This window comes from Cognatiluteimonas lumbrici, from assembly GCF_006476065.1.
GTDB classification, from domain to species: domain Bacteria; phylum Pseudomonadota; class Gammaproteobacteria; order Xanthomonadales; family Xanthomonadaceae; genus Cognatiluteimonas; species Cognatiluteimonas lumbrici.
This window is the reverse complement of sequence record NZ_ML636798.1, coordinates 2,173,309-2,191,746: the sequence shown is the minus strand read 5'-3', so window position 1 is coordinate 2,191,746 and position 18,438 is coordinate 2,173,309. Positions and strand designations below refer to the sequence as shown.

Below are 18,438 nucleotides of genomic sequence, written 5' to 3'. Positions count from 1 at the left end.
GCCAGCGTACCGCTTCAGGCGATGCCGAGTCCCGGAATGGCGCTGATCGCCTCCGGGTCGAACCCGGCCAGGCGGGCGAAGTGGCGCCCGCGCTCGGTGTAGTCGCGGTAGGCGCCGAAGCTGGGCGCGCCGGGCGACAGCAGCACCACGCCGTCGCCGTCCAGGGCCGCGCGCGCCTGGGCGACGGCTTCGGCGAGGTCGTCCGCGGCCGACAGCATGAACCCCGCCTCCGCCGCGACCGGCGCCAGCAGGGCGTGGATGCGGGGCCCGTTCGCGCCCATGGTGACGATGGCCGTCGGCGGCGCCGCGCGCATGGCCGCGGCGAAGCCGCTCCAGTCCACGCCGCGGTCGTGGCCGCCGGCGAGCAGCGCGATCCGCCGACCGCGGTGCACGTCCAGCGCCGCCAGCGAGGCATGCGGCGTGGTGCTGATCGAGTCGTTGACCCAGGTGAGGCCGTCCCGCGTGCCGAGCACCTGCAGGCGGTGTGGCAGCGGCGTGAACGCGGCGGCATGCGGGGCCAGCGCCGCCGCATCCAGCCCCAGCGCCTCGATCGCGGCCAGAACCGCGCACAGGTTGCCCCGGTTGTGGCGCCCGGGCAGCGGCAGCGCGGCGGTGTCCATCACCGGGGTGTCGCTGCGGTGGAGGATGTCGCCGCGCAGGTGCCAGCCGTCCTCGCGGTTGAACCAGCGCACCTCGCTGTCGGGGAGCGCCAGCCGGGCCAGGATCGGGTCCGCCGCGTTGAGCACCGCGATCCGCGGGCGGGCGTCGGTCAGCAGACGCAGCTTGTCGGCGACGTAGCGCTCGTGCGAGCCGTGCCAGTCGAGATGCTCCGGGAACACGTTGAGCGCGACCGCCACCTGCGGCCGCGCGCCGCTGTCGGCGACGTCCCCGGTCTGGTAGCTGGACAGCTCGATCGCCCAGTACGCCGCCTCGCCGTGCAGCAGTTCCAGCAAGGGCATGCCGATGTTGCCGGCCAGCGCAGTGCGGTGCCCGCCGGCACGCAGCAGTTGCGCGAGCAGCGCCGTGGTCGTGCTCTTGCCCTTGGTGCCGGTCACGCAGATGCTGCCGGGGACTATTCCGTCCGCGCCCGCGCGCTCGCCGAACCACAATGCGGTGCCGCCGATGAAACGAGTGCCACGCGAGGCCGCCGCTACGGCCTCCGGCCCGTACGGGCTGATGCCGGGCGACTTGACCACGACATCGTAGGCCGAGAGGCGCCCGGCGCTGGCCTCGGGCTCGATCACCAGCCCCGGGTCGAGCGCCAGGGCCTCGGCCGCCTCCGCCGCGTTGCAGAACAGCGCGAGGTCGGTCGCGGCGTCGAAGCCGTTGGCCGGATCGCGCAGCGCGCGCCAGGCCGCGCGCCCTTCGCGGCCCCACCCCCAGAGCGCGACCCGCCGTCCCTCAAGCCGTGAAATGCGCACGCAGCTGCTCCCACACGGCGGCCGGAATGCGGTGCTCCCCCATCGGCTCGAGCAAGGGCGCGATCGCCAGTCCAGACGCGTCGAGCTGCGGCAGGATCTCGCGCTCGAAGCGGCGCACCAGCGCGTCCTCGCGCCACTCCGGGCGCTTCACCAGCGCGAACATCACCGCACGCGACTCGCGGCCCTCGCCCACGCATTCGAAGGGCTTGTGGTCGCGGAACTCGAGCAGCGCATCGTAGCCCGCGGCCTGCTCCGGGTCGTCGAGCAGGTTGCGGCCGAAGATCGACACCAGCCGCGGCTTCGACATGAACGGCGCCAGCGCCAGGAACACGAAATGGCACTTCGGGCAGACCCCGCACCAGCGGTTGGTCGGCCGTTCGCCGAGCAGGTGGAAGTTGCGGTTGCAGCTGGAGAACCACGCATCGTAGCGGTCGCTCTTCGCGAACTGCCGCGCCACCGCGAGTTCCGACAACGGCCGCAGCAGCGAGTAGTAGTGCACGCCGCCGACCTGGCGTTCCACGTGTTCGCCGAACAGGCGCTCGAACTCCCAGCCCTTCGACCACTGGTGGTTCACTTCGCCGGCCCCGGGAATGAGCGAGCCGTAGCTGGCGGAGCGTTCGTTGGAGAACACGACCTGGGCATCGCCGCGCAGCACCGCCGCCAGCACCAGGATCGCGGAGTTCACCGCGGTCACAGGGATGTGCCCGTTCCACGCGCCCTGCCGGTTGAAGTCGAACAGCTGCGGCGCGAGCTGGCGGCCGATGTTGAGCGTCGGCAGTCCGGTCCGCGCGGCACAGGCCGCGATCAGCTGCGAGCCGCCGATCCAGGTCACGGTCTGCGCCGCGCCAGCCTTTCGCAGGGCCTCGATCGTGACCAGCGAGTCCTTGCCGCCGCCGATCGCCACGAGGGCGGAGCGAGATTCCTCCAGGACCTCGGGCGGTGTCGGCGACGAATCGCCCGCAAGCCGCGCTCCCACGGGGAATTCGAGCCTGCCGTCGAGGTCGATGCCGTTGCGATAGGCGAACTCGCCCAGGCCGTTGCGGTACACCGCCTGCAGCAGGTCGGCGGTCGCGCGGTCGATCGCGTAGCCGTCGATGCGGATCTCGGCGGGCACCGCGGCCTTGTAGTAGCTGACGCCGGCGATCAGGTGCAGCAGCCGGAGCGCGGCCTCCACTCGAGCGGCGCGTGCATCGTCGAGCGCGAACGGCGCGCCCGGGATCGTCACGGTCTCGACCAGCTCGGGGCCGTCGTCGAACGCGTACACGAGCCGCGCCACGCCGCTGCCCGCGTCGAAGTCGCAGCGGACGAAGCGGAATGCCCGGATCGCGTCGCGATCGAAGGTCCAGTCAGTCATCAATCACGTCCTCCGCAGGAAGCGCCCGCAGGTTGTAGGTGTTGGCCATGGCCATGCCGTAGGCGCCGGCGTCGGCCACCAGCAGGACATCGCCCTCGGCGGTCGCCGCCGGCAGCAGCCGCTGCCGCGCGAGCACGTCCCCGGTCTCGCAGACCGGACCGACGATGTCCACTTCGGTGTCCGCCGCGGCATCGAGCCGGGTCAGGTTGGCGACCGCATGGTAGGCGTCGTACAGCGCCGGCCGCAGCAGTGCGTTCATGCCGGCATCCGCGCCGACCCGCAGCACGCCGTCCTTCTCCACCACCTGGGTGGCGGACAGCAGCAGCACGCCGGCCTCGGCCACCAGGAAGCGGCCCGGTTCGACGGCGAGCCGGTACTGCGGGTAGGCCGCCTTGACCACCGCGAGGTCGCGGCCCCAGGCCCCCAGGTCGAGGGGCGCATCGTCGGGGTAGTACGGCACCGGCAGGCCGCCGCCGATGTCGAGCACTTCGACGCTGGGGATGCCCTCGGCCAGCATCGCCAGCTCGGCGTGCACGTCGCGCCAGTGGCCGAGCGACTGGATGCCGCTGCCAAGGTGCGCATGCAGGCCGGCGATCCGCAGGTCCAGCGCGGCCGCGGCCTCGAGGAATTCCGGCAGGCGCTGCACCGGCAACCCGAACTTGGCCTCGCTGCCGCCGGTCCTCACCTTGCGGTGGTGGCCGTCGCCGCGACCCAGGTCGAGCCGCAGCCACGCGGTGCGGCCGCGGAACACGCCGGGCCAGCGTTGCAGCGCCTCGACGTTGTCCACGGTGACGGTGCAGCCGCGCGCGAACGCGTCCTCGTACTCGGCGCGCGGGGCGAAGCTGGGGGTGAACAGCACGCGTTCGGGCGACAGCTCCGGGACTGCTTCCACCACCCGCGCGACTTCCGCGGCCGATACGCATTCGAAGCCGAAGCCTTCCGCCGCCAGCGCGCGCAACAGGGCCGGATGCGGATTCGCCTTCACCGCGTAGTAGCGCTGGTCGATCGCCTCCACCGTGGAAATTGCACGCGCGCGTTCCCGCAGCGTGCCCAGGTGGTAGGCGTAGCGCGGCGTTCCGCGCGCGGCGAGCGCCAACAACCGGTCGCCGTGCCGCGCCCACCAGGGCTCGGCGCGCTCGCGGCGCCCGTGCGCGATCTCGTGCCAGCTCGGCCCGAACACGCGCGCGTCGTGCATCGGCATCGCGCCGCTGCGCACGAGCTCCTCGTGCAGCAGCGGGACCAGGCCATCGGCGTCCGCTTCGTCGACCACGAACGTGAGGTTGAGGTCGTTCGACGACTGCGAGATCAGGTGCACGCGCTCCTGGCCGAACGTCGCCCACACGTCCGACAGCCGGTGCAGCAGCGAGCGCATGCCGCGGCCGACCAGGGTGATCGCCGCGCACGGCACGATCACCTTGACCCGGCAGACCTCGGCCAGGTCCGCGCTCAACGCCTCCAGCACGTTGCCGCTGACGAGGTTGTCGCTCGGGTCGAGCGAGACGGTGACGTTGGTCTCCGAGGAACCGATCAGGTCCACCGACAGGCCATGGCGGCGGAAACGCTCGAACACGTCGGCGAGGAAGCCGACCTGCTGCCACATGCCCACCGTTTCCATGGACACGAGCACGATGCCGTTGCGGCGCGAGATCGCCTTCACCCCGGGCACCGGCTCGGCCGCTGCGGCGATCGTGGTGCCGGGCAGTTCCGGCCGCGCGGTGTCGAGGATCGCCATCGGCACCCGCGCTTCGCGGCACGGGCCGATCGCGCGCGGGTGCAGCACCTTGGCGCCGGTGGTCGCGATCTCCTGCGCCTCGGCGTAGTCCAGCCGCGTCAGCAGGCGTGCCTCGGGCACCTCGCGCGGGTTGGCGCTGAACATGCCCGGCACGTCGGTCCAGATCTCCACCCGTTCGGCACCGAGCAGCGCGCCGAAGCACGCGGCCGAGGTGTCCGAACCGCCGCGGCCCAGGATCGCGGTGCCGCCGTCGCGGTGGCGCGCGATGAAGCCCTGGGTGAGCAGCATCCGCGGCGCCTGCGCGGAGAACCGCTCGCGCCAGTCGCCTTCCGGGAGATGCCCGCAGCTCACGCACAGGCGGTCGGACCAGGCGCTGCGATCGGGCAGCGGCAGTGCCTGCAGCCAGTCGCGCGCGTCGCACCAGCCGAAATCGAGGCCCTGCGCCTGCAGGTAGGCCGCGCCCAGGGCCGAGGACAGCAGCTCCCCGTGCGACAGCAGGTCCGCCTGCCAGTCCAGGCTGCGGGTGGCCGCGCGCGGATCGGTGGCCAGCGCCTGCAGGCTGGCGAGGTGCGAGCCGGCCACGGCGTCCGGGTCGAGACCGAGTTCGGCGGCGAACCCCAGGTGGCGATCGACGATCCCGGCGATGCGCGCGGCGCTGTCGTCGCCCTGGCAAGCCGCCTGCAATGCGTTGGTCACGCCCGACAGCGCCGACACCACCACGAGCACGCGTGCGCCTTCCGCGGAACGCTCGTGCGCGAGCCCGCCGATGGTGTCCCATCGCTCGCGCCGCGACACCGACGTCCCGCCGAACTTGAGCACGATCCAGCGGTCGCGTGGTGTCATCGCTGCCGTTACCAGGAACCTCGTAGAATGCGCCGCCTGCCCGCGACGACGGGCATTCCCGGCATTCTAGTCGAACGATGTCCAATCCCGCGCGGCGCTACCTGCAGCTCGACGTGTTCGCCGACCGCCCCGGGGCCGGCAATCCCCTGGGCGTGGTCCTCGACGGCGCCGGCCTCGACGACGACGCCATGCAGGCGATCGCGCGCTGGACGCGGCTGCCGGAAACCACGTTCGTATTCCCGGCTAGCCACGGGGACGCCAGTTACGGCCTGCGCATCTTCAGCCCGCGGCACGAGGTGCCGTTCGCCGGCCACCCCAGTATCGGCACCGCGCACGCGGTGCTGGAGGCGGGCCTTGCGGTCCCGCGCGACGGACTGCTGGTGCAGGAGGGCGCCGCCGGCCTGCTGCCGCTGCGGATCCGGGGCAGCGGCCGCGAGCGCACGATCGCCGTGCGCACGCCGCGCGCCCGGGTGGTCGAGGTCGTCGACCCCGGCGATCCGCGGCTGCAGGCCGCCCTGCCCGGACTGCCGCGCGGCGTGCTTCCGCCGGCGTTGATGGAGGGCGGGCGCCGCTGGTGGTTGGTGGAGATCGCCTCCGAGGCCGCGCTGCGGTCGGCCGAACCCGACTGGGACGCCGTAGCGAGGCTCGCTGCCGACACCGGCAGCATGGGCGTGTGCGTGTTCGCGCGCAGCGACGACCCGGTGTACTACCTGGCGGTGCGCGCGTTCGTCGGCGCGCCGGCGCGTTTCGAGGATGCGGCCTCGGGGGCCGCCAATGCGACCCTCGCGGCCTGGCTCGCGCACAGCGATGCACTGCCCGGGGACGGCGGCTTCTACCGCGTGAGCCAGGGCCGCGAGGTCGGTTACGACGCGATCATCGAGCTCGAGGTGGACGCGGCCGGCGACGTCTGGTCGGGCGGCCGCGCCTGCACCGTCGTCCGCGGCGCGATGGCCTGGGCGTGACTACTACTCCGCGATGACGCGGACGCGGATCCGGTCGCCGGGGTGGTAGTTGGTGCGGGTGGTGTGCCTGCGCCCGCCGTACTCGTAGGTCACGTCGTACTGGCCGCTGCCGCCGGTGCGGTAGCTGCCGTAGTCGCCAGGCAGCGGGTCGCACACGGTGACCCGGCCGACGTTGCGCTGGCGCTGGGCGTTCTCGTAGACCTGCTGGCCGGCGATCGCACCGACTGCCGAGCCGATCGCGGAGGTCGCGATGCGGCCGGAGCCGTCGCCGATCTGGCTGCCGACCAGTGCGCCGAGCACGCTGCCCACCACCGACGCCACCGCGCGCCCGTTGCTGCTGCCCCGGCGGTCGCCATAACGGTCGCCGTAGTAGTCGTCGCGGCCGTAGCGGTCGCCGCCGTAGTAGCCGCCGCTGCCGTAGTAGCCGTCGTCGGCGTAGTCGCGGCTGCGGCACTCGCGGGAATAGCCGGAGTAGCCATGGCCGCCACCGACCGGGACCACCCGGACCACGCGGGCGTAGTCGTAGTAGCCGTCCCCGTAACGGGTGTCTCCGTAGCGCCCGTCGTCGTAGCGGCCGTCGTACTGGCCGCCGGCGCGGGTGTCGAACGGCGCGGGCACCACCGTCTGTGCGGTGGCGACCCCGCTGGCGGTCGCCAGCGCGAGGGCGAGGAAGGAAGCGGTCAGGATTTTCATGCGGGCGGTCCGGGAAAGGCTCGCCTGCATCCTCTCCTCACGCCGGTTAAACCATCCTGAACCCCGCGGGCGCCGTTCAGCCGCCGGCGAGTTCCGCTTCCACCGTGATCGGGACCGCGCTCAGCGCACGCGACACCGGGCAGTGGCTGCCGACCTCGTCGGCGATGGCCCGGAACGCCTTCGCGTCCATGCCGGGCACGCGTGCCGTGGTCTTCAGCCGGATCGCCGACAGCGACGGCCCGCCTTCGGTGGACAGGTCCACTTCGGCGCGGGTGTCGATCGCTTCCGGCGCATGCCCGGCCTCGCCCAGCTTCGCGGCCAGCGCCATGGTGAAGCAGCCGGCGTGGGCGGCGGCGATCAGTTCCTCCGGGTTGGTGCCTTTGCGGTCGCCGAAGCGGGTATTGAAGCCATACGGAACCGCGTCCATCAGGCCGCTTTCGGGCGTGTCCAGCCGGCCGTTGCCCTGCTTCAGGTCGCCTTCCCAGTGCGCGGTGGCGTAGCGCGAAATGCCCATTCCAGGTCTCCTCGTGTGGGGTGGAGGTGGCCACCACGGTACTCCCCCGCCCGTCATCGCTCCATTGCGGCGCGGCTTGACCCTCGCCTGGTGCTGCGGGAGGCTGTGCCCCCGGCCATGGGGAATCGCTCATGCCCTACACGACGGAACAGATCCGCAACGTGGCCCTCGCCGGGCATCCCGGCGCCGGCAAGACCCTCCTGTTCGAAGCGCTGCTGCATGCCGGCGGCGCGATCGGCTCGCCCGGCAGCATCGAGCGCGGCAACACCGTGTCCGACTTCGACCCGGTGGAACGCGAGCGCGGCCATTCGCTGGATGCCGCGATCGCCTCGATCGACCACGGCGGCATCCACCTGAACCTGGTGGACACCCCCGGCTACCCGGACTTCCGCGGGCCGGCGCTCTCGGGCCTGGCCGCGGTCGAGACCGTGGCCATCGTGGTCGACCCCGACACCGGCGTGGCGCACGGCACGCGCCGGATGATGGAGCACGCGCGGGCGCGCGGCCTGTGCCGGGTGCTGGTGGTCAACAAGCTGGACCACCCCGGCGCGGGGGCCCTGCTGGAGTCGCTGCGCGCCAGCTTCGGCCCCGAGGTACTGCCGCTGAACCTGCCCGCGGACGGCGGCTCGCGCGTGGTCGACTGCTTCGGCGCGGCCGCCGCGGACTCCGGGGAGGACAGCGACGTGGGTCCGGTGGCCGAGTGGCACCGCAAGATCATCGACCAGGTGGTCGAGGTCAACGAGACGGTGATGGATCGTTATCTCGACCTCGGCGAGGGCGGCCTGCGCGGCGAGGAACTGCACGACGCGTTCGAGCAGTGCCTGCGCGAAGGCCACCTGGTCCCGGTGTGCTTCGTCTCGGCACGCGAGGGCACCGGCGTGCCGGAACTGCTGGCGATCGCCGAGCGTCTGTTCCCGCACCCGGGCGAGGCCAACCCGGCGCCGTTCCTGAAGGGCAGCGGCGACAAGGCCACCCCGATTACTGCCACGCCCGACCCCGGCGCCCACGTGATCGCGCACGTGTTCAAGGTCGCGAACGATCCGTTCGTGGGCAAGCTCGGCGTGTTCCGCGTGCACCAGGGCACGATCCGCCGCGACGCGCAGCTGTTCGTCGGCGACGGCCGCAAGCCGTTCAAGGTCGCGCACCTGTTCCGGGTCCAGGGCAAGGAGCACGTCGAGGTGCCGCAGGCGATCCCGGGCGACATCGCCGCCGTGGCCAAGGTCGAGGACCTGCACTTCGACGCGGTGCTGCACGACAGCCATGACGAGGACCACATCCACCTGGCGCCGATGGCGTTCCCGCGGCCGATGTTCGGGCTCGCGGTGGAGGCCGCCAGCAAGGGCCAGGAGCAGAAGCTCGCGGGCGCGCTGCACAAGCTGGCCGAAGAGGATCCGGCCTTCGTGGTCGAGCACAACGCCGAGCTCAACGAGCTGGTGCTGCGCGGCCTGTCCGACCTGCACCTCCGGATCATGCTGCAGCGGCTGCGCGACCGGTTCGGGGTCGAGGTCGCGACGCGCCCGCCGCGGATCGCCTACCGCGAGACCATCGGCGGCAAGGCCGAGGGCCACCACCGCCACAAGAAGCAGACCGGTGGCGCGGGGCAGTTCGGCGAAGTGTTCCTGCGGGTGGAGCCGCTGCCGCGCGGCAGCGGCTTCGAGTTCGCCGACGAGGTCAAGGGCGGCGTCATCCCCGGGCAGTTCATTCCCGCGGTCGAGAAGGGCGTGCGCCAGGTGCTCGCCGGCGGCGCGATCGCCGGCTACCCGCTGCAGGACGTGCGCGTGACCGTGTACGACGGCAAGTACCACAGCGTGGACAGCAAGGAAGTCGCGTTCGTGGCGGCCGGACGCAAGGCGTTCCTGGATGCGGTCCTGAAGGCGGGCCCGCAGGTGCTGGAACCGATCGTCGAGCTCGAGGTGTCGGCGCCGGAGCAGCACATGGGCGACATCAGCGGCGGCCTCGCGGCCAAGCGCGCGCGCATCAACGGCACCGATTCGGCCGGCGGCGGCGAGATCGTGGTCCGGGCGCAGGTGCCGCTGTCGGAACTCGAAGGCTATGCCGCGGAGCTCAAGTCGGTGACCGCCGGGCGCGGCAGATACTCCCTTGATTTCAGCCACTACGAGCCGGTTCCTGCACAAGTGCAGCAGAAGCTGGTCGCCGCCTGGCAGCCCCGGCACGAAGAAGACTGACCCCGCGCCTGCCGCGGTGCAGCGCGAAAAAACCCGAAGAAAACGGCGCTTCGGCTCTTGGCGACGGCGCGGACTTGTCCTACATTCCGCTTGCCGGGGGGAATTTCCAGGCACATCAGATCACTCCCGATCCATTGCGATCGACTCAACCGAGCAACACAGGACACCTATGGCGAAGAAGAAGGCGACAAAGAAGGCTGCCCCGAAGAAGGCCGCTGCCAAGCCGGCAGCCCCGAAGCCGATCAAGGAAGCGCTGAGCAAGTCCGGCCTGGTGGCGCACATCGCCGACCAGACCGGCCTGGCCTCGCGCGACGTGCGCGCGGTGCTGGCCTCGCTGGAAGGCGCGGTGCACGGCTCCATCAGCAAGAAGGGCGCGGGCTCGTTCACCCTCCCCGGCCTGCTGAAGATCACCGCCGTCAACGTCCCGGCCAAGCCGCGGCGCAAGGGCATCAACCCGTTCACCAAGGAAGAGCAGTGGTTCGCCGCCAAGCCCGCCTCGGTGAAGGTCAAGGTGCGTCCGCTGAAGAAGCTCAAGGACGCCGCCGCCTGAGGCATCGCCATTGCCGCGGCATCGCCGCGGTGAACGAGGCCGGGACCCTTGGTTCCGGCCTTTTTCTTTGCCGGCGTTTTCTTTGCCGCGCGTTCACCGCCCCTGCGGCAAGCTGCCGCCCATGGCACGCCGCATCCTCCCCTGGCTGGTCGCGCTCTCCGCCACCGCGCTGCTGTCCGCCTGCGCTGCGCTCACGGCCGTCTCCGGGCTGCTCGGCAACGAAGTGGTGTTCACGCCCGCCCAGCTGCAGGGCTTCCTCGACCGGCGCTTCCCGCGCGACTACGACAAGCTCGGCGGCCTGGTGTCGTTGCGCGTGCTCAACCCGCGCCTGAGCATCCCTCCCGGCAGCAGCCGCCTGCGCCTGGACTTCGACGTCGGCATCGGCGCCCCCGGCCGCGACAGCGGAACCGTCGCCGGGCACCTGGCGCTGGCCAGCGGCCTGCGCTACGACCCGGGCACGCGCGGGCTGCACCTGGACTCCCCGACCATCGAGTCGCTGCAGCTGCCCGAGGCCAGGTTCGCGCTCGGCACCACCGGGCGGGAACTGGTGGACCGCTGGCTCGCCGATTACGCCGACCGCGAGCCGGTGTACCGTTTCGACGACAGCCTGCTTCAGCGGCTGCAGTCGCGGCGCATCGGCGCCACCACGATCGACAACGGGCTCGTGGTGGTGCACCTGGACCAGTGAGGAACGCACCTCCCATGTCGCGTCCTCCCCTGCTCCCGCTCACGCTCGCGGCATGCCTGTTGTTGCTCCCCGCCTGCGATCGCGATGCGTCGGACCGGGCACCGGACGACACCGCCGCCGGCGTCGCCACGCTGCCGCGGCCGGAGGCCAACGGGGGTTCGGTCACCGGGTTCGACGGCGACGCACCGCCACCTCCGCCCCCGCCGGCCTCGGCGGACGCGGGCGATGCCGTGGTCGCCGATCCAGAGGCGCCGGTCGCGAACCTGCCCGGGGACGACCCGGACTTCGCGCTCGAGGTACCGCCCGTGGCCGGCAGCGAGCCGGAAGGCATGCCGCCCCCATCGACCGCGGCGACGAATCCGGCACCGGCCGCGCCAGCGGAACCCGGCGCAGCGGAAGCCGCTGCCGTCGTGCGCAACTACTACGGCGCGATCAACGCCGGGCAGCATGCCCGCGCCTATGGCATGTGGAGCGACGGCGGCCGCGCCAGCGGCCAGACCGCGGACCAGTTCGCGCGCGGCTTCGGGGATACCACGCGCGTCAGCGTGAGCACCGGCGAGCCGGGGCGCGTGGAGGGCGCGGCCGGCTCGCGCTACGTGACCATCCCGGTGGCCGTGGAGGCGGTGCACGCCGACGGCAGCGTCCACCACTACGACGGCAGCTACACGCTGCGCCGCGCCGTGGTGGACGGCGCCAGCGCGGAACAGCGGCAGTGGCGCATCAGCGACGCCGACCTGCGCGAGGTCGAATAGACGAAGCGATTCGCTGTCAGAAGCGCACGGAGAGCAATGCGTTGGCGCCGTGCTCCTCCATCCCGCCACCGATCCATCCGTTGTAGGACAGCGTGAGCACCGCACTGCGCGACAGCGCGAACGCGAGCCCGGCCTCCAGCAGCGCAACGTTTTCGGCAACCGGCACCCCTTCCACGATGAAGGCATCGCCGCCGGCTGCGAACCGATGCCGCGACGCAATCGTCCCGAAGTCGAAGGCATGCCTCCAGCCGATGGAGCCGTACAGGCTTGCACGGGAATCCCGCATCGCGATGTCCTTCGCCGCCCGCAGCCCGAGGGTGGCGAACAGTCCCTCGATGTCTTCGCCGGCCGCTTCCAGCCCCGCGCTGCCGCCCTCGCCGGCTGCATCGGCATCGAGCTTGACGTACGCCAGCCCGGCGAAAGGCTCGACGGCCGCCGCACCGGTCTCGATCCGGTAACCGGCCTCTCCGAACAGCTGCGTCGTACGCGCCTCGTACGTCGCCTCCGCCGTGGTGGCGAACCCAGGGAAGGCGACCGCGCGCCGCGTGTCGACGTCGTGCCAGTGGGAGACCGCGCCGAAACGCAGGCCCCAGTTCGCGAACCGCGCCCCGGCATACGCCGCAAGCAGGTTGCTGTCCACGTCCGCCGACGACATCCGGTCGTCGATGTCGTACGAAGCCTTGCCCCGGCCGATGGCAATGCCGCCCCGCCAGGCCTCGCCCAGTGCGATATCGGCGCCGACGAAGAATCCGCGGGCCGAGCGATCCAGCCGGGCAGCGTTGCCGTCGCCGTCGATGTGGCCCCGGGAACCGTAGCCCATGCCCCAGGCGGCGGTTCCGTCCGGAGTGCCCGCAACCTGGACCGAGCGCAGGCGTCCGTTCACCGCGTCGCGCATGAAACGGCTGTCCTCGACCAGCCCGGCCTTCAGGCTCGCATGCACCTCGCCCGACAGCGCGTCGAAAGCGACGTGCGCATCCGCCTCGTCGGTGAGCTGCGCGATCGCGTCCCACAGGACGTTGCCAGGTCCGAGGCTGTCCGCGGCCGATGCCGCCGCCACCTGGTTCGGCGTCAGTGCCGCATCGGCGAACGCCATGCCCTGCGCGACCAGGAAATAGACGTTGTTGCTGTCGTAGTCGAGCGTCGGCGCCAGGAACAACGTCGAACCGATCGAAGTCTCCAGTGCATCGAACGTCCCCGCCAGCCCGCCAGCGGCCGTCAGGATCGTGTACGGCGCATCCATCGGGGCAACGCCGTCCAGGAGCAGCACCTGCACGGTGCCGCCATCGAGCTGCGCGGTGCCGGCGACATCGATGAGGTCGCTGTTGCCCGCGGCATCCATCTCCAGCTGGTAGGTCGAGCCGTCCCCCTGCACGTAGTTTCCGTCGACCACCAGCGTGCCGATGGAGTTGCCCGGCGCGATCGTGCCACCCGGGCCGACCGTCGTCGTCCCGACCGTGCCCGAACCGCCGAGCAGGGCACCATCGTGCACGGCTACGGATCCGCCCAGGATGCCGTCGACGAGCAGACTCCCGCCGTGCACGTGGACCGCGCCGGAAAAGCCGCTGGAGTCCGCGGACAGCAGCGTCGTTCCCGCGTAGTGGGCGATCGTCCCCAGGCCGTGGAACGACGGTGCGAAGACGAAGCCGTCGGCGGTGTGGTTGAACACCACGGTGCCGTCGCCGCTGCCGAAGGCAAGCGTGCCGCTGCCCAGGGTGCCGGGTGCCGCGGCGGCGTCGCCGGCGGCGGCGCCGATGTTGAGCGTGCCCGTGGAGCCGGCCAGCGCGGCGACCTGCGTGGCGCCGCCGCCGGTGGCCACGGTGGCGCCGTCGGCGATCGTCAGCTCGCCGACGCCGGCAACGCCGACGAAGAGGTTGCCGGCATTGCTCCAGGTCGACCCCGCTCCCGCGACGGTGACCTCGCCTTGCGACCCGGCGTTGATGCCGATGAAGCCGTTGTCGCTCGAGACCGCGCCCCCGTCCGCAACCGCCAGTTCGCCGACGCCACCGAAACCGACATGGAGATCGCCTGTGTTGTCCCAGCTCGACTCCTCTCCGTCGACGGTCACGACGCCGGTGGAGCCCGCGTTGTTCGCGATCGAGCCGACCCCGCTGCTGACCTTGCCGCCCTCGGCGATCGCCAGCGAGCCGGCGCCCGATCCGCCGACACCCAGCGAGCCAGTGCTGGTCCAGGCCGACCCCGCTCCCGTCACCGTGACGGAGCCGCTCGACCCCGCGCCAGTGGCGATGGAGGCCGTCGCGTTGGATACCGTGCCACCATCCGAGACCACCAGGTCCGCCTCCCCGTCGTGTCCGACGAACAGCTGGCCGGTCATCGTCCACGACGAGCCGGTCCCGCCCACCGACGCAGCGCCCTGAGAGCCGGCTTCGGCGCCGATGAGCCCCTGGGCACTGTTCACGGCCCCGCCATCCAGGATCCGCAGGCGCCCCTCGCCGAAATGACCCACGTGCAGATCGCCGGTCATGTCCCAGCTCGAGCCGTCGCCGATCGTCGCCAGGCCGACGCCCGTCGCCTCGGTGCCGACATAGCCGTTGCTGCTTTGCACCTGGCTGCCACCATCGAGCGTGAGCTCGCCGGCGCCTTCATGGCCAACGTTCAGCGTACTCGTCACCTGCCAGGACGATGCGTCTGCAAGGACCGCCGATCCCGTGCCGTCCGGGGCGTGCCCGAGCGATGCGAAACCGCTCGTTACCGCACCGCCGTCCACCGCGAGGGTGCCGTCGCCTTCACCCCCCACGAGCAGGGCGCCGGTGACCGCCAGCGTGCCCTGCGCAATCTCCACCGAACCCGTTCCGCCGGGGGCGAACGCGATCTGCATCTGCGCTCCCCCCACCGTGACGGTACCGCCATCCTCGATCGCGAGCGATCCTTTTCCATGGCCGCCGACCTGCAGCAGGCCGGTGTTGGTCCAGGTGGACCCCGCTCCCGAGACCGTCACATCGCCGGTCGAGCCCGCCTCCTGGGCGACGAAACCCAGGCCGCTGGCGAGGAGCGCGCCATCCGTGATCGAAAGCGTGCCCGATCCCTCGTAGCCGACGACGATTCCGTTCCCGCTCGACCAGGTGGTTCCGGCACCGCTCAACGCCGCCTTGCCGGTGGAGCCGGCCTCGAAGCCGACGACGCCGGCGCTACTCGACACCGTTCCGCCGGCCGAGACGTCCAGCGTTCCGAAGCCCCGGAAGCCGACATACAGGCCCTGGGCGACGTTCCACTGCGATCCGGAGTGGTACACGTTGACCGCGCCGGCGCCGCCTGCCTCCGCACCGATGTAGCCCTCGTCGCTGGTGAGCTGGCCCTGCGAGGACAGGTCGACCAATCCCGACCCCTGCACCCCGACGACGAGGTTCCCGGTGTTCGTCCAGCTCGAGTCGACCCCACCGACGATCGCAACCCCCTCGCTGCCAGGCAGCAACCCGAGCAGGGAGTGGCCATTGTTGGCCAGGTGTCCCTGGGCGTTGATGGCCAGCACACCCGAACCCTCGTAGCCCAGGATGATGGTGTCGTTGCTGTTCCATTGGGCATGGAGTCCGGCGATCGAGATCAATCCTTCGCTTCCGGGTGCCCAACCGGCAATGCTTGGCGCCGTCGTCGTCAGTGTGCCGCCGTTGAGGATGTGGAGGAGCGCGTCGCCGAGCTCCCCGACCAGGATCGAGTCGGCCTGGGCGACGACCCCGCTGCCGATCCACGCCTCGTTGTTCGAGATGTCGTCGACGACGACATCGTCGCCCGCGGCGGGAACGGCATTCGTGTCCCAGTTCGACCCGGTGTCCCAATCGGAATCGGTGGACCCGGTCCAGTCCACCGTCTGGGCGCCCGCAGGAGCCGCAGGAACCAGCGCGATCACCGATGCCGCCGCCAGCAGCGACGCGAGCGCGAGCAATCGGTGGTTCTCCATGACGTTCATTCCGTGGCACTCCCGGTCGTTGTCGCAGTGACCCTAGTCCCGGGCAGGCGCCGCCATATGGGCGACGGTGCCCATCTTTCGCCGCGGAGGCATGCCCATTTTTCGGCTTCACCGTGCGCATCGGGGGAACAAGCAGCGTTTCGTGGCAGCATGCTGTCGACGTAGCGGGACGCAGGAGCCATGCTGGTCGAACGCGAGGAACCGATGGAGCAACTGCTGGCGCTGGCCGAGGCGGCCGCCGCCGGGCATGGCGCGATCGCCCTCGTCAGCGGAGAGGCAGGCATCGGCAAGAGTGCGCTGCTGGAAGAACTCCGCGAGCGCCTCCGGGGGCAGGCATCCGTGGCCTGGGGCGGATGCGAAGCCTTGTTCACGGCCAGGCCGTTGGGGCCGCTGCACGACATGGCGGCCGACCTCCCGGACCGGGTGCGGGGGCTCATCGAGGAATACGCCCGTCCCGCGCTGATCTTCGACGCCTTGTGGCGCGAGATCTCGGACGGGCCGTGCGGCAGCGTGCTGATCTTCGAGGACGTGCACTGGGCCGACCACGCCACCCTGGACCTGCTGAAGTTCCTGGGTCGCCGCATTTCCACGATGGGCGCGCTGATCGTCATGAGCTTCCGCAACGACGAGATCGCGCCGGACCACCCGCTGATCCAGGTCATCGCCGACTTTCCCCCGTCGCACACTTCCCGGATCGCGCTGTCGCCACTCACGCTCGACGGCGTCGCCCGGATCGATACGGGCGGCCTGTTCGCGCCGGAGGAATTGCTGCAGATCACCGGGGGCAATCCGTTCTTCGTGACCGAGCTGCTGGCCGCCTGGCAAACCGGCGGGGAGGAGGTGCCCGAATCGGTCCGCGATTCGGTCAATGCCCGGCTGAACCGGCTGGGTGAGCGCGAGTGCGCCTTCCTCGAAACGGTCAGCGTCATTCCCGCGGCCTTCGACGCGGCATTGGTAAACGCGCTGTTCGGTTCCGACGGCGAAATGCTGGCGATGGCCTGCACCGGGCGCAAGCTGCTCGTCGAGGACCAGGACGGACACCTGCGCTTCCGGCACGAGCTGGCGCGACTGGCGACGATGCGACGATTGCCGGTGATGCGGCTCCAGGCGACCCATGCGCGCGTGCTCGAGGCGCTGACCGGCGACGGCCGGGATCATCCGCTGGACCTGCTGGTCCACCACGCCGCGGGTGCGCTCGATGGGAAACGCGTGCTGGAACTCGCGCCCCGCGCCGCCAAGGTCGCCGCCGCGGCCGGCGCGCATCGCGAGGCAGCGGCCCACTTCGCCACCGCGCTGCGCTTCGTGGACGAAGCCGAACCGGAAACGGCCGCCGAACTGTACGAGAACTGGGCCTACGAGGCCGGGCTCGCGCTCGGGATCGACGACGACGTGCTCGAGGCGCGCCGCCACGCGATGACGCTATGGCGCGCGCTGGGCCGCACCGAAAAGGTGGGCGACAACCTGCGCTGCCTGGCCTACCTGCACTGGTACCGCGGCGAAGCGGCCACGGCATTCCGTTTCGCCCGCGAGGCGGTCCGCGTGCTCGACAGCACGGCGCCGTCGCCGGAACGGGCGATGGCCTACAGCTACCTGTCGCAACTGCACATGCTGAGCGACCGCGCCTCCGAGGCGATCGCCTGGGGACGCCGGGCGCTGGAGCTGGCCGAGGGCCTTGGCGACATGGAGGTGAAGATCCATGCGCTCAACAACATCGGGACCGCGGGGGCCTACGACGGGGACGAGGCCAGCATCCGCCTGCTCCAGGAGAGCCTGGCGTTGGCTCTGGAGCACGGGTTCCACGAACACGCCGCGCGGGCCTACACCAACCTGTCGTGCTACGCGGTCGACTTCCGTGATTTCGCTTTCGCGGACCGGATCATCGGCGAGGCCATCGCGTTCGATGCACAGCACGACCTCGATTCCTGGACGCACCACCTGTCAGGCGTCTTCGCGCAACTGCGGATGGAGCAGGGCCGCCTGCGGGACGCCGAGGCCATTGCCGGTGGCGTCCTCGAACTCGCGCACCCGACCCTCGCCATGCGGTTGCCGGCCGCGTCGGTCCTGGCGCGGGTGCGCATGCGGCGGAAGGCGGCCAAGGCCCGCGAGGAACTCACCGAGGTGCTGGCGCAGGCGATCGCCACCGACGAGGCACAACACATCGTCCCGGCGCGCCTTGCGCTGATCGAACACTACTGGCTGCACGATGCACCGGAGAGCGCGCGGCGGCACCTGGAGGCGCTGGCCGCCATGGACCCGCCCAACCTCAATCCCTGGATGGAGGGCGAGCTGCGCCTCTGGGCCAGGCGCGTGGCCCACCCGCTCGAACGCGATCGCGCACGGAAACTGCCTGCCCCCATCGTCGCGGAACTCGACGGCGATGCCCGCAAGGCCTGCAGCCTGTGGCTGGACCTGCAGTCTCCGTACGCGGCGGCCCTCGCCCACGTTGCCGCGGCGGAACAGGATCCCGCACACCACCTTGCCGCCGCGCTGGAACTACTCGTTCCCATGGAAGCGGGCGCCGCAGTGGACAAGGCGCGCAGGCTGGCGGGTATTTTCGGCGTGGAGAAAGCCATGCCGAAGGAGCGGCGCGGCCCCTACCGGACCGCGCGCACCCACCCGCTCGGCCTGACCAAGCGGGAACAGGAGGTCCTCGCGCTCATGCTTGACGGAGCGACGAACAACGAGATCTCCCAGCAGCTCTGCCGTTCGCGGCGCACCGTGGACCACCATGTCTCGTCGATCCTCGGCAAGCTCAACGTCAAGAGCCGCATCGAGGCGGTCCTGCGCGTCCAGAACGAACCGTGGATCAGGAAATAGCCGG

At 71.2% G+C, this 18,438-nt stretch carries 12 protein-coding genes; 6 read left to right on the top strand and 6 right to left on the bottom strand.

Going from position 1 to position 18,438, the window contains the following annotated elements:
* Positions 1-14: 14 nt before the first annotated feature.
* From murD to E4F25_RS10600, 3 genes are read right to left on the bottom strand one after another with little or no spacing between them, the layout of a single operon-like run.
* Positions 15-1,421: a UDP-N-acetylmuramoyl-L-alanine--D-glutamate ligase gene (murD, locus tag E4F25_RS10610; protein WP_140910103.1), complete on the bottom strand. Its 1,407-nt coding sequence runs from the start codon at positions 1,419-1,421 to the stop codon at positions 15-17.
* On the bottom strand, positions 1,402-2,775 hold the full coding sequence (gene murL / locus E4F25_RS10605; protein WP_140910102.1) for a UDP-N-acetyl-alpha-D-muramoyl-L-alanyl-L-glutamate epimerase: 1,374 nt from the start codon (positions 2,773-2,775) through the stop codon (positions 1,402-1,404). The genes murD and murL overlap by 20 nt, the downstream gene beginning before the upstream one ends.
* Positions 2,768-5,350 (bottom strand): bifunctional aspartate kinase/diaminopimelate decarboxylase, encoded by a 2,583-nt coding sequence (locus tag E4F25_RS10600; RefSeq protein ID WP_140910101.1) that lies wholly within the window; start codon positions 5,348-5,350, stop codon positions 2,768-2,770. The genes murL and E4F25_RS10600 overlap by 8 nt, the downstream gene beginning before the upstream one ends.
* 77 nt (positions 5,351-5,427) lie before the next feature.
* Here E4F25_RS10600 and E4F25_RS10595 point away from each other — a divergent pair, with 77 nt between their 5' ends.
* Positions 5,428-6,312, top strand: coding sequence for a PhzF family phenazine biosynthesis protein (locus tag E4F25_RS10595; RefSeq protein ID WP_140910100.1), 885 nt, complete (start codon positions 5,428-5,430; stop codon positions 6,310-6,312).
* Positions 6,313-6,315: 3 nt separating this feature from the next.
* Here the strand turns inward: E4F25_RS10595 and E4F25_RS10590 are convergent, their stop codons facing one another.
* Positions 6,316-7,005 carry a glycine zipper 2TM domain-containing protein gene (locus E4F25_RS10590; protein WP_140910099.1) on the bottom strand — a complete coding sequence of 230 codons (690 nt, stop codon included), beginning with the start codon at positions 7,003-7,005 and terminating at the stop codon, positions 6,316-6,318.
* Between the two features lie 76 nt (positions 7,006-7,081).
* Complete coding sequence (locus E4F25_RS10585; RefSeq protein ID WP_140910098.1) at positions 7,082-7,519, bottom strand: OsmC family protein; 438 nt, start codon at positions 7,517-7,519, stop codon at positions 7,082-7,084.
* Positions 7,520-7,650: 131 nt separating this feature from the next.
* Between E4F25_RS10585 and fusA the strand changes: the two genes are divergently transcribed.
* The 4 genes from fusA (at position 7,651) to E4F25_RS10565 (ending at position 11,695) form a co-directional block, all read left to right on the top strand.
* Complete coding sequence (fusA, locus tag E4F25_RS10580; protein ID WP_140910097.1) at positions 7,651-9,705, top strand: elongation factor G; 2,055 nt, start codon at positions 7,651-7,653, stop codon at positions 9,703-9,705.
* A gap of 169 nt (positions 9,706-9,874) precedes the next feature.
* Entirely contained in the window at positions 9,875-10,255 is a 381-nt protein-coding gene (locus E4F25_RS10575; protein WP_140910096.1) for an HU family DNA-binding protein, read from the top strand.
* Positions 10,256-10,376: 121 nt separating this feature from the next.
* Positions 10,377-10,943 (top strand): YceB family lipoprotein, encoded by a 567-nt coding sequence (locus E4F25_RS10570; RefSeq protein WP_140910095.1) that lies wholly within the window; start codon positions 10,377-10,379, stop codon positions 10,941-10,943.
* A gap of 14 nt (positions 10,944-10,957) precedes the next feature.
* Positions 10,958-11,695: a hypothetical protein gene (locus E4F25_RS10565; protein ID WP_140910094.1), complete on the top strand. Its 738-nt coding sequence runs from the start codon at positions 10,958-10,960 to the stop codon at positions 11,693-11,695.
* Positions 11,696-11,711: 16 nt separating this feature from the next.
* Here the strand turns inward: E4F25_RS10565 and E4F25_RS10560 are convergent, their stop codons facing one another.
* Positions 11,712-15,608 carry an autotransporter domain-containing protein gene (locus E4F25_RS10560; protein ID WP_220433210.1) on the bottom strand — a complete coding sequence of 1,299 codons (3,897 nt, stop codon included), beginning with the start codon at positions 15,606-15,608 and terminating at the stop codon, positions 11,712-11,714.
* Positions 15,609-15,797: 189 nt separating this feature from the next.
* On the opposite strand from E4F25_RS10560, the gene E4F25_RS10555 reads away from it, so the two are divergent.
* Positions 15,798-18,434: a helix-turn-helix transcriptional regulator gene (locus tag E4F25_RS10555; protein WP_140910092.1), complete on the top strand. Its 2,637-nt coding sequence runs from the start codon at positions 15,798-15,800 to the stop codon at positions 18,432-18,434.
* The last annotated feature ends 4 nt before the right edge of the window (positions 18,435-18,438 follow it).

Excerpts from the sequence above, each read along its gene's own strand:
- murL (WP_140910102.1), bottom strand. The coding sequence starts at position 2,775 with ATGACTGACTGGACCTTCGATCGCGACGCGATCCGGGCATTCCGCTTC.
- E4F25_RS10600 (WP_140910101.1), bottom strand. The coding sequence starts at position 5,350 with ATGACACCACGCGACCGCTGGATCGTGCTCAAGTTCGGCGGGACGTCG.
- E4F25_RS10595 (WP_140910100.1), top strand. The coding sequence starts at position 5,428 with ATGTCCAATCCCGCGCGGCGCTACCTGCAGCTCGACGTGTTCGCCGAC.
- E4F25_RS10590 (WP_140910099.1), bottom strand. The coding sequence starts at position 7,005 with ATGAAAATCCTGACCGCTTCCTTCCTCGCCCTCGCGCTGGCGACCGCC.
- E4F25_RS10585 (WP_140910098.1), bottom strand. The coding sequence starts at position 7,519 with ATGGGCATTTCGCGCTACGCCACCGCGCACTGGGAAGGCGACCTGAAG.
- fusA (WP_140910097.1), top strand. The coding sequence starts at position 7,651 with ATGCCCTACACGACGGAACAGATCCGCAACGTGGCCCTCGCCGGGCAT.
- E4F25_RS10575 (WP_140910096.1), top strand. The coding sequence starts at position 9,875 with ATGGCGAAGAAGAAGGCGACAAAGAAGGCTGCCCCGAAGAAGGCCGCT.
- E4F25_RS10570 (WP_140910095.1), top strand. The coding sequence starts at position 10,377 with ATGGCACGCCGCATCCTCCCCTGGCTGGTCGCGCTCTCCGCCACCGCG.
- E4F25_RS10565 (WP_140910094.1), top strand. The coding sequence starts at position 10,958 with ATGTCGCGTCCTCCCCTGCTCCCGCTCACGCTCGCGGCATGCCTGTTG.
- E4F25_RS10560 (WP_220433210.1), bottom strand. The coding sequence starts at position 15,608 with ATGGAGAACCACCGATTGCTCGCGCTCGCGTCGCTGCTGGCGGCGGCA.
- E4F25_RS10555 (WP_140910092.1), top strand. The coding sequence starts at position 15,798 with ATGCTGGTCGAACGCGAGGAACCGATGGAGCAACTGCTGGCGCTGGCC.